Consider the following 11001-nt stretch of genomic DNA (forward strand, 5'->3'; position numbering starts at 1 on the left):
CTCCATGAGTAACGTCATCGCACTTCAGCAGGCGCTGCGCGCCCACCCCGAGCAGGCTGAGTACTGGCAGGGACAACGGCAGGCGTGGACCGAGCCGACCGTCCTGGTCCGCGACCACCTGCGCGGGCACCCCGGTGGAAGCCATCACGCGCGGGCCGGGATTCCCGCCCCGGCCATCGCGGCAGCCGGCAAGCTCACCGGCGGCGACCCGATGCTGCGGCGTGTGCTGGCCGGTACGGTCCTCGCGCTCCTGGCCGCTCGGGCCACCGACCGGCAGGACGTCACCGTCTTCCTTCCGGCCGCCGACGCGACCGTACCGCTCCCGGTCCCGGTTTCACCCGGTCAGACCGGTCGCGACCTCCTCACCTCGGTGCGGGCGCGCTACCTGAAGGCGACCGAGCACCTCGACATCCCCGTTCTGGAACTTCTGCGGCACGAGAAGGAACAGCCCAGCGACCTGATGCTGACGCTGGACTCCCGGCTCACTCCGGACCACGCCGAGCAGGCGGGCTGCCCGTTCCTGTTCGACGTACAGGCCGACGCCGTCGTCGTCCACTTCGACCCCCGGCTGTTCGACGCCCCCACCGCGCAGCGGCTCGCCGACACGTATACCGAGCTGTTCGCCGCGCTGCTCGCCGATCCCGGAGCACCACTGGCGGCACGCCTCGCCGCCAACGAGGCGGAACTGGCCACGATCAACACCGAGTTCAACGACACCGACGCGCCGTTCCCGGAGACGCACACGCTGCACAGCTTCCTGGAGGAGCGGGCGGCGGACACGCGGGACGCGACCGCCGTCGCCGACGACGGCATGACCTACGGCGAGCTGAACGCGGCCGCCAACCGCCTCGCCCGGGCCCTGCGCGCTCGCGGTGTCCGGGCCGGCAGCGTGGTGGGCGTCTGCGTGCCGCGCTCGCCCCGGACGCTGGTGGCGATCTACGCCGTCCTCAAGGCGGGGGGCGCCTATCTGCCGATCGATCCCGCCCTGCCGCGCAACCGCATCGACTACATCCTCGACCACAGCCGCACCGACCTCGTCGTGACCACGGACGAGACCCGAGAGGTCGTCGCCGGCCGCCGGAACGTCGATGTGACGGCCGCGTACGACAACGACACGGACCCGGGTGATCCGGAGCCGCTCAGCGGGCCCGATGACCTCGCGTACGTCATCTACACCTCCGGTTCCACGGGCAAGCCCAAGGGCGTCATGGTCGAGCACCGCGCCATCGTGAACCGCCTGTGGTGGATGCAGCGGGCGTTCCCCCTGGGCAGTGAGGACGTCATCCTCCACAAGACGCCCTTCACCTTCGACGTCTCGGTGTGGGAGATCTTCTGGTGGTCCATCGCGGGGGCGTCCGTGGTCACGCTGCCCAACGGCGAGGAGAAGAACCCGGAGCGGATCGTGGAGCGCGTCGCCGCTGCCGGTGTGACCACCCTGCACTTCGTGCCCCCCATGCTCAACGCGTTCCTCCAGTACGTCTCGGCGGCCGGCAGCGAGGACAAGCTGGGCACCGTACGCCGGGTCTTCGCCAGCGGTGAGGCGCTCGCCGTCGCGCACGCCCGGTCGTTCCAGGACGTCATCGGCTCCCATGCGCAGCTGGTGAACCTGTACGGCCCCACCGAGGCCGCCGTCGATGTCACCTGCCAGCCGTGCGCCACGGTGGACAGCACCCGGTCGATCCCCATCGGGCGCCCCATCGACAACATCCGCCTCCACATACGGACGAGCACCGGGGCCCTCGCCCCGGTGGGCACACCAGGCGAGCTGTGCATCGCCGGAGTGGGTCTGGCACGTGGCTACCTCAACGCCCCCGAGCTGACCGCGGAGCGATTCCTGCCCGACCCGTTCGGGCCGACCGGCCGCATCTACCGCACGGGCGACCTGGCACGTTGGCTCCCCGACGGGACGGTCGAGTACCTGGGCCGCATCGACACCCAGGTCAAGGTGCGCGGGTACCGCATCGAGCTGGGTGAGATCGAGCATGTGGCGGGCGCTTGCCCCGGCGTCACCGACTGCGCCGTGACCGCTGTGGAGGACGCCTCCGGGGACAGGGCCCTGGTCGCCTATGTGGTCGCCGGAGCCGGGTTCGGCACCGAAGCGCTGCGTCGGCATCTCGCCGCGGAACTGCCGTCCTACATGGTTCCGCAGTACATCGTCGAGGTCGAAGGCATCCCCACCAACCACAACGGCAAGCGTGACCTCAAGGCGTTGCCGCAGCCCGCGGTCGCGGGCACCGACCCGGCCGGCGCGGCTCCCCTCGTGGCGCCGCGCACGCCCACGGAGCAGACGCTCGCCGCCATCTGGGGCGATGTGCTCGGCGTGGAGACGGTCGGCGTCCACGACAACTTCTTCGCGCTCGGCGGCGACTCGATCAAGTTCATCACCGTCCTGGCCCGCGCTCGCGCGGCGGGTCTGCGGTTCTCCTTCCAGGCGCTCTTCGCCCACCCGACGGTGGGCGAACTCGCCGACGTCCTCGAGACCGGGGAGTCCACCGGGACGGAGCCCGACGCCCCGGCTGCCGTCGAACCGTTCGCACTGCTCGACGAGGCCGACCGAGCGGTCCTGCCGCAGCACGCCGTCGACGCCTACCCGATGTCGCGGCTCCAGGTCGGCCTGATCTACGAGGCGACCCGCAGCGACGTCGAGGGTCTCTACCACGACATCCTCAGCTACCGCATCGGCGAGCGCGTCGACGTCGGCGTGTTCGAGCGGGCCGTCGAGCATGTAGCGCGGCGCCACACGGTTTTCCGCACGTCGTTCCACCTGCACGGGTTCAGTGAACCGATCCAGGTGGTGCACGCGGAGGCACCCTCCCCGCTGGTCGTCCACGACCTGCGCGGACTCCCCGCCGCCGGGCAGCAGGCCGCTCTGGAGGCCTTCTCGCAGCAGGAACTGCGCGCCGGCTTCGTCCACGGAACCGCCGACCTCGTCCGCGTCCACCTGCACCTGCTGGGACCCGAGGAATTCCAGTACTCGCTCAGCTACCACGACGCGGCCCTCGACGGCTGGAGCGTCAACACCATCCACCGCGACATCTTCACCGCCTACTTCGCCCTGCTCGACGGCCGCGACCCCGAGGTCCGCACCTACGACGTGGCCTACCGGGACTTCATCGCCCTGGAACGGCAGGCACTGGACTCCGCTGAGCAGCGCGCCTTCTGGCTGGACCTGATGGACGAGGCCCAGGGCACGCTGCTGCCGCGTCACCGGTCCGGGGCCCGGACGGACGAGGACCTGCCCGAGGTGGTCATTCACGACGTCGGACTGCCGCAGGGCCTGTCCGCCCGGCTGATCGAGCGCGCTCACCAGCTGCGGATCCCGGTCAAATCGCTCCTGCTCGCGGCGCACACGGCGGTGCTCGGGTTCGTGGCGGGCACGAACGACGTACTGACCGGTTACGAGCACTCCGGGCGTCCGGAGGCGGAGGGCGGCGAGACCGTCCCCGGACTGTTCCTCAACACGGTGCCGTTCCGGCTGCGGCTGCCGGAGGGGGGCACCTGGGCAGACCTGGCGCGTTCGGTGTACGAGGCGGAGAGCGACATGCTGCCGAACCGCCGCTTCCCCATGGCGGAGATCAAACGCACCGTCGGCAACCGCGACATGCTCTTCGAGACGGTCTTCAACTTCACGCACTTCCACGTCCTCAAGAGCCTGGGGGAGCGGGACGGTTTCGCGCTGGTCCGTTCCGTCGTCAACGCGCAGACGGAATTCCCCTTCCGTGCGGAGTTCTCCCAGGACGCGGTCTCGGACGAGGTGCTGCTCAGCATCCACTACCACCCGGACGTCTTCGACGCGGCCAGGATGGCCCGCGTGGGGACGTACTACACGCAGGCACTCGCCCTGCTCGCGGCCGATCCCGAACAGCCGCTGCGACTGCCCGCGTTGCTGGGGCACCGGGAACTGGCCACGTTGCGGGAGTTCAGCGGCGGGCCCCGCCTGGACCTGCCCGACGGCACCTTCGTCGACGCGTTCGCCGCGTCGGCTCGGCGCCATCCCGACGCGGTCGCCGTGCGGCACGGTGAGCAGAGTCTGACGTACGCCGAACTGGACGAGGAATCCGACCGCTTCGGTGCCTTCCTGTCCGGCCGGGGTGTGCGCGCCGGTGACGTGGTGGCGACCATGCTGTCGCGTGGCACGGCCTGGGCGGTGACCGTCCTCGCCGTACTGAAGTGCGGCGCCGTGTACCTGCCGCAGGAGCGCGCCTACCCCGCCGACCGCATCGCCTCCGTGCTCCGCCGCAGCGGCTGCCGCCATGTCGTCGCGGCCGATGAGGACGCCGCCCGCCTGCAAAGCCTGCTGGACGAGCGGATCGACGGGATCGACGTCCTCGCCTACGGACAGGCGGCCTCGGTCGCCCCGGCCGCGCCCACCACCCGGCCCGGTGCGGACGACGTCGCCTACATCATCTTCACCTCCGGCTCCACCGGTGAGCCCAAGGGCGCGACGATCCGCCACTCGGGCATGCTGAACCACCTGCTGGCCAAGGAGATCGACCTCAAGCTCACCGCGGCCGACCGGGTGGCGCAGATCGCCACGCAGTGCTTCGACATCTCGGTCTGGCAGCTGCTCGTCGCCTGGATGTGCGGCGGCAGCACCGTGATCTACGGGCAGGACGAGATCGTCGAGGCCGGCGCGTTCCTCACCGCCCTGCGCGACGACCGCATCACCATCCTCGAAGTCGTGCCTTCCTACCTGGACGCACTGCTCACCGAGGTCGAGCAGCGCCCGGCCGGCCTGCCCGACCTGCGCTTCAACATGGTCACGGGGGAGCCTCTGCCGCCCGCCCTGACACGCCGCTGGTTCGCCCACTACGACGTCCCGCTCGTCAATGCCTACGGCCCCACCGAGGCGTCCGACGACGTCACGCACCACATCATCGAGCACCCGGTGGAGGACAGCCGGACTCCCGTCGGACGGCCTGTCGTCAACACGGGTATCCACGTCGTCGGTCCCGACGACTCGCCGCGCCCGATCGGCAGTTACGGCGAAATCTGCGTGACCGGCGCCGGTGTGGGACTCGGTTACGTCAACGACGAGGAGCGCACCGCCGCGGTCTTCGTCCCCAACACGCTCGACGACCGGTCGGAGATCATGTACCGCACCGGTGACGTGGGTCGCTGGCTGCCGGACGGCAGCCTGGACTGCGCGGGCCGGGTCGACACCCAGGTGAAGGTACGCGGCCACCGGATCGAACTGTCCGAGATCGACAGCGTGCTGGAACGGCTGCCAGGAGTGTCCGGTGCCGTCACACTGGCCCGCGAACTGCGTGGCGAGAGGCGGCTCGTGGCCTTCTACTGCGGCACGGCGGAACCCGATCTGTCCGCGTTCCACGGCAAGCTGTCCGCCTTCTTGCCCTCCTACATGCACCCCGAGATCCTGGTGCGCCTGACGGAGTTCCCGCTCACCGGGAACGGCAAGGTCGACCGCAAGGCCCTGGGCCGCCATGAGCTGGCCGCCGCCGACCGCACCGACGTGGTGCCTCCGTCCGACGAGCACGAGCGCCTGGTGCGGGACTTGTTCGCCGGCGTGCTGGGCCAGGCTCCGGAGACCGTCGGTGTCACGGACAACTTCTTCGAGATCGGCGGGCACTCACTGGCCGCGATGAAGGTCGCGGCAGCCTCCGAAGGCCGCGTCTCGCTGCGGGACCTGCTGGCCCACCCCACGGCGCGGCTACTGGCCCAGCGGCTCATGGAGCAGTCCGGCACCCGGCGTGGCCTGCTGGTCGATCTCACCGCGGCCGCGGGCGGCGAGTGCGCCCGGCCACGAGCGACCGTGGTGTGCGTGCCCTTCGCGGGTGGCAGCGCGGTCAGCTACGTCGCCCTCGCCAAGCACCTCGCCCAGACCGGAACTCCGGTCCGGGTGCTCGGCGTGGAGCTGCCCGCCCGCACCAGCGACGACAGCCTCGTGCCCGTCCCGGTGGAACAGCTCGCACAGCAGCTCGCCGAGGAGATACAGCGCTCGGCCGACTCTCCGGTCATGCTCCTGGGCCACTGCGCCGGTTCCGCCGTCGGCCTCGCCACCGTGCCCCGGCTCCGCGAGCGCGGAGTGGACGTGCGGGGGCTGCTCGTGGTCGCCAAGCTGCTCAGGTCCGTGGACCCCGCCGCCCACGCCTCGAACGAGGTGGTCGACATGTCGGACCAGGAGATCCTGGACTGGCTCGTGGACAACACCGGCCTGGAGGACATCGCCGACCTGGGCGTCAAGGAACGCACGGACCTGGCCCGCGCCTTCCAGTACGACACGGCCCAGGCGACGCGCGCCTTCCACCAGGCCCTGTCCACCCTGCCCACCAGCCGCCTGGACTGCCCGCTGACCGTTCTGCTGGCCGAGGACGACCCCCTCGCCCAGGGGCACGAGGAGACGGCACGCAACTGGGAACTGTTCAGCGACACCGTGCGCGTCGAGGTCAGCGCCGGCGGCGGCCACTACCTCAACGCCACGCACCCGGAGGGCATCGCCGCCGTCCTGCGTGCCGACCTCGGGATGTGACGTCATGACCACAGTGACCATCGTGCTCATGGGCGTGGTGACGTTCGCCCTGCGGTTCTGCTTCTTCGGCCCGCTCAGGCCGGAGCGGCTGCCGGGCGGCATCGAGCGGGCCCTGCCCTACGTGATGCCTGCCGTCCTGATGGCGATCATCGTGCCGTCCGTGGTCCTCGCCCCGGCCCCGGCCGGGGCCCCGGGCCCGCTCTCGCCCTACCTGGTGGGCGCGTTGACGGGCTTCGGAGTAGGCGTCTTCAAGAAGGACAACTTCTTCCTGGTCTTCGCCTCCGCCGTCGCCTCGTTCGCCCTGGCCAAGGTGCTGCTGTGACGGAGCCCTCGATGAGCACATCTGCGCTGCCCGCCCGGCTGCCGAGCCGCGGGCAGGAGATCCGCACCGGACTGCGCGACGCGCTTCCCCTCGCGCTCGGTGCCCTACCGTTCGGCCTGCTGTTCGGCGCCGTCGCACAACAGGCGAAGCTCAGCCTGTTCGACACCATGCTGATGAGCGCCCTCGTCAACGGCGGCTCCGCCCAGATGATCGCCACCGGGCTCATGTCGGCCGGCACGGCTTGGTTCCTGATCGTCGCGACCTGCCTGGTCGTGAACATGCGCCACGTCTTCTACTCGGCCGCCCTGTCGGCGCGCCTGCGGCATCTGCCGGTGCTGTGGCGCGCCGTACTGGCCTTCGGCATGATCGACGCGATCTACATCCTGGCCGCCAAACGGTACGACGGCACCACCGGCGACCGGCGCGGCCAGCAGCACTGGTACGTCCTGGCCGCGTCGGTCCTGATGTACACCGGCTGGCTCTCCAGCACGCTGGTCGGCTACGTCTTCGGCAAAGACGTCTCGCGCATCAACGGTCTGGGACTCGACTTCGCGATCTACGCCACGTACATCGGCCTGGTCGTCTCCTGCTTCACCAGCAAGCGCGCCGTCGCAGCCGGCCTTCTGGGCGGCGTGCTGGCGCTGATCCTGCACCGGCTGCCGTACCAGAGCGGCCTCTTCTGCGCCACGCTGGCGGCGACCGTCACCGTGGCGCTGTGGGAGAGCCGCGTCAAGGCCGAGGACACCGCGCCGAAGAGCTCACCGGAGCAGGAACCGACAGCGAACAGCTGACCTCCGCCCCTTCCACCACCCCGTCGCCCCCGTTCTTCTCAAGGAGTCACCGCCTTGTCCGGCACCCCTCAGTTCTCCGTCGTCAGCGGAGCCACCGTCCATGACGTCCTCGACGGCCACGAGCAGGACATCGTCGACCTCGTCGCCAGGGCCTACTCCGCCCACGGCCGGCAGCAGACCGTCAACCCCCCCAGCTACTTCCTCCGCTTCCCCGACCGTCCGGACTCCCGCATCATCGCCCTGCCCGCCTCCCTGGGCGCGGAGTTCGGTGTCGACGGCATCAAGTGGATCTCCAGCTTCCCGGCCAACATCGCCTCCGGGCTGCCCCGGGCCTCGGCCGTCCTGATCCTCAACGACCACGACACCGGCTACCCGTTCGCGTGCCTGGAGAGCTCCATCGTCAGTGCCACGCGCACCGCGGCCTCCGCCGCGCTGGCCGCGGACCGGCTCCATGCCGAGCGGGAACGCCCCCGGCGCGTCACCTTCTTCGGCACCGGCCTGATCGCCCGCTACATCCACCGGTATCTGTCCGGCACCGGCTGGGAGTTCGACACGATCAGCGTCTACGACCACGCCGCCGAGTACGCCCGCGGCTTCGCCGACTACGTCTCCGGCACGGGACACAGCGACACCGTGGTCGTAGTGGACGACGCCGAGACCGCCGTCCGCACCTCCGACCTGGTCATCTTCGCCACCACCGCCGGTGAACCCCATGTCGAGGACGTGGAGTGGTTCTCCCACAACCCGACGGTGCTCCACATCTCGCTACGGGACCTCTCGCCGGAGATCATCCTGTCCTCCACCAACATCGTGGACGACGTCGAGCACTGCCTGAAGGCCCAGACCTCCCCCCACCTGGCCGAACAGGCCTCCGGGGACCGGTCGTTCATCGACGGCACGCTCTACGACGTGCTGGAGGACAAGGTCCGGATCCCCGCCGACCGCCCTGTGGTCTTCTCGCCGTTCGGTCTCGGAGTGCTCGACCTGGCCGTGGGCGCGCACGTCTACAGCGAAGCGACCCGCCGGGGCCTGGTGACTCCCGTCCCCGGGTTCTTCCACGACCTCAGCCGTTACGCATGACCCTCACCGAGGAAGCGCCGGCTCCAGGTGCCCCGGCCCGTGATCCCCACGGCCGGCTCATGGCCCAGGGAGGACATCGCTCGAACCGGCTGCCCGCCACGATGTACGTCACTGCGGCGGAGCCGACGGTGAGCACCTGCTGAGGGCGGTCCCCGCCGCCCGCCGCCCTCACCACTGGGCCTGAACGCGTACTCGGCCGTGTCGCGCAAGGACGTCGTCGAGCCGGATTCCCCGGCTCGACACGCGGTCCGGCACGCGGTTCGACACGCGGCCCGACCTGCCGATCAGTCCGTGTTCAGGATGCGTTCAGGCTCTCTGTGCCACGGTCGAGGATCTCGGCCGCCGCGGGTGGCCGACTCATCTGTCAGGGCGCTCGCCCCGCTCGGCGGGACGGGCGCCCTGCCTTCGACCGGACAGGAGACGTTGAGTTGGAGAATCCGGAGGTCCTCACCGACCTCGACGTGGCGGGCACGTCGAGCACGACCAAGTCGGTGATGAAGAAGCTTCCCGAGGTCACGCTGGCGTTCTGGATCATGAAGATCGCCGCGACGACCCTGGGCGAGACGGCGGGCGACCTCTTCTCACAGACCCTGAAGCTCGGCTACTTCCTGACCACGGTCGTGCTGTTCCTGGTCTTCGTGGTGACGCTGGTGGTCCAGCTGCGCTCCAGCCACTACAACCCGTTCTTCTACTGGACCGTGATCCTGTCGACCTCCATGGCAGGCACGACCATGTCCGACTTCATGAACCGCGACGCCAGCGCCAAGTACCTCTCGAACGGCGCGACGAAGCTGGGCTGGGGTCCGCAGGGACTCGGCCTCGGCTACCCGGAGGGAGCGGCGATCCTGATCTCGATCCTCCTGGCGATCTTCCTCGCCTGGAAGCTGAGCGGGATGACGTTCCAGATCCGTGACATCGTCACCTTCAAGGGCGAGGCCCTCTTCTGGTCGGCGATCCTCGTGTCCAACACCCTCGGCACATCCATGGGCGACTTCCTCTCCGACAGCTCCGGCCTCGGCTACCTGGGCGGTGCGCTGCTCGTGGCCGGAGTGCTAGCCGTGCTCGTCGTGCTGATGAAGGTGCCCGCGGTGCCGAACGTGCTGTTGTTCTGGATCGCCTTCGTCCTCACCCGCCCGCTGGGCGCGACCGCCGGTGACTTCCTGACCAAGCCGGTCGCCAAGGGCGGCCTGGATCTCGGCACCGCCGGCTCGTCCGCCGTCCTGCTCGCCGTCCTGTTCGGCCTGATGTCCTACGCCCACGTGCAGGAGCGCCGCACCACAGGCCGGTCGGCCGAGGACGAGCAGGAGCCGGTCACCCGGCAGGCAGGCTGACTATGAACCTGGCCCCGGGCGCGTGCCCGGGGCCGTAGGTGTGACTTGGCGCCGTAGTCGGCCGGCCGGGACGGACAAGGCGACCGGGCGCCGGGTCCGGCTTCGAGATGCGGTCGAGGGGGGCTGCTGGATAGGCTCGGTGAGTGGCCGGGGGCCTGCTTCGAGGCCGGGCGCGTCAGTCGCCGTACCCCGCCCAGCGGAAACGAAGACTTCCGCAGTCCAAACCTTCGCAGTGTTCGCCTCCACGGGAGGAAGTCGCGATGAGCTTCACCCGCACGCGTACAGCAAAGGCTGCCGCGGCAGCCGTGGTCGCCATTCCGCTCGCGTTGGGAGGTCTTGCCTCTCAAAGCCATGCGCAGGGTGCGTCGCCCAGCCCCTCGGGGACGTTCGGTTCCGGCTGTTCGGCGCTCTCCCAGAAGGCCGACACCGCCAAGGACAAGGTCGTTGAAGCCGCGGCCGCGTATCCGCGACTCAGCCAGCTGGTGTCCGCCACGGTCAGGGCAAAACTCACCGACACCCTCGACGGAAAGCCCGACATCACCATCTTCGCGCCCAACGACCAGGCTTTCCAGAAGGTGACGGCGTCTCAACTCACCTCGCTGCTGGCCAACGAGGGTCAGCTCAAGAAGGTGCTGACCTACCACGTCGTGGACAAGCAGATCACCCCGGACGAGCTCTCGAAGGGCTCCTTCACGACGGTCGAAGGCAGCAAACTGACCACATCGGGTTCGGGTACGAACTTCAAGGTCAACGGCAAGGCGAACATCGTCTGCGGCAACATCAAGGCCGCCAACGCCACGATCTACGTCGTTGACGCGGTCCTCCAGCCCCCGTCCTGACTCATCACTCCCCGGCCCACCTTCGGCGGCGCGGGTCAGCGCTGCGATCCGGACCGCCGGCCCGTGAGCCGGCACGGAGCGCGCCGGGCTGTTCGAGCCTCCTGACGCCACAGGCGGGGGGGGGGGGGGGGGGGGGGGCGGCGGCGCC

At 69.9% G+C, this 11001-nt stretch carries 6 protein-coding genes; all 6 read left to right on the forward strand.

Annotation, left to right across the window (positions count from 1 at the left end; all coding sequences use genetic code 11):
• Positions 1–4: 4 nt before the first annotated feature.
• Positions 5–6490 carry an amino acid adenylation domain-containing protein gene (locus ACGFT1_RS25450; RefSeq protein ID WP_373911286.1) on the forward strand — a complete coding sequence of 2162 codons (6486 nt, stop codon included), beginning with the start codon at positions 5–7 and terminating at the stop codon, positions 6488–6490.
• Between the two features lie 4 nt (positions 6491–6494).
• The gene (locus ACGFT1_RS25455; RefSeq protein ID WP_373911287.1) at positions 6495–6812 is read left to right on the forward strand and encodes an AzlD domain-containing protein; all 318 of its coding nucleotides are present in this window, start codon (positions 6495–6497) and stop codon (positions 6810–6812) included.
• 11 nt (positions 6813–6823) lie between these two features.
• Positions 6824–7603 carry an AzlC family ABC transporter permease gene (locus tag ACGFT1_RS25460; RefSeq protein ID WP_373911288.1) on the forward strand — a complete coding sequence of 260 codons (780 nt, stop codon included), beginning with the start codon at positions 6824–6826 and terminating at the stop codon, positions 7601–7603.
• A 54-nt stretch (positions 7604–7657) separates the two neighbouring features.
• Positions 7658–8683, forward strand: a complete 1026-nt coding sequence (gene sbnB / locus ACGFT1_RS25465; protein WP_373911289.1) for a 2,3-diaminopropionate biosynthesis protein SbnB — start codon at positions 7658–7660, stop codon at positions 8681–8683.
• 428 nt (positions 8684–9111) lie between these two features.
• A complete protein-coding gene (locus tag ACGFT1_RS25470; RefSeq protein WP_373911290.1) occupies positions 9112–10014 on the forward strand; it encodes a hypothetical protein in 903 nt (300 codons plus the stop codon).
• A 260-nt stretch (positions 10015–10274) separates the two neighbouring features.
• Positions 10275–10853, forward strand: a complete 579-nt coding sequence (locus tag ACGFT1_RS25475) for a fasciclin domain-containing protein (protein WP_373911291.1) — start codon at positions 10275–10277, stop codon at positions 10851–10853.
• Positions 10854–11001: the final 148 nt, after the last annotated feature.

Origin of the sequence: Streptomyces sp. Y20, assembly GCF_043195475.1 — a bacterium.
Classification (GTDB): domain Bacteria; phylum Actinomycetota; class Actinomycetes; order Streptomycetales; family Streptomycetaceae; genus Streptomyces.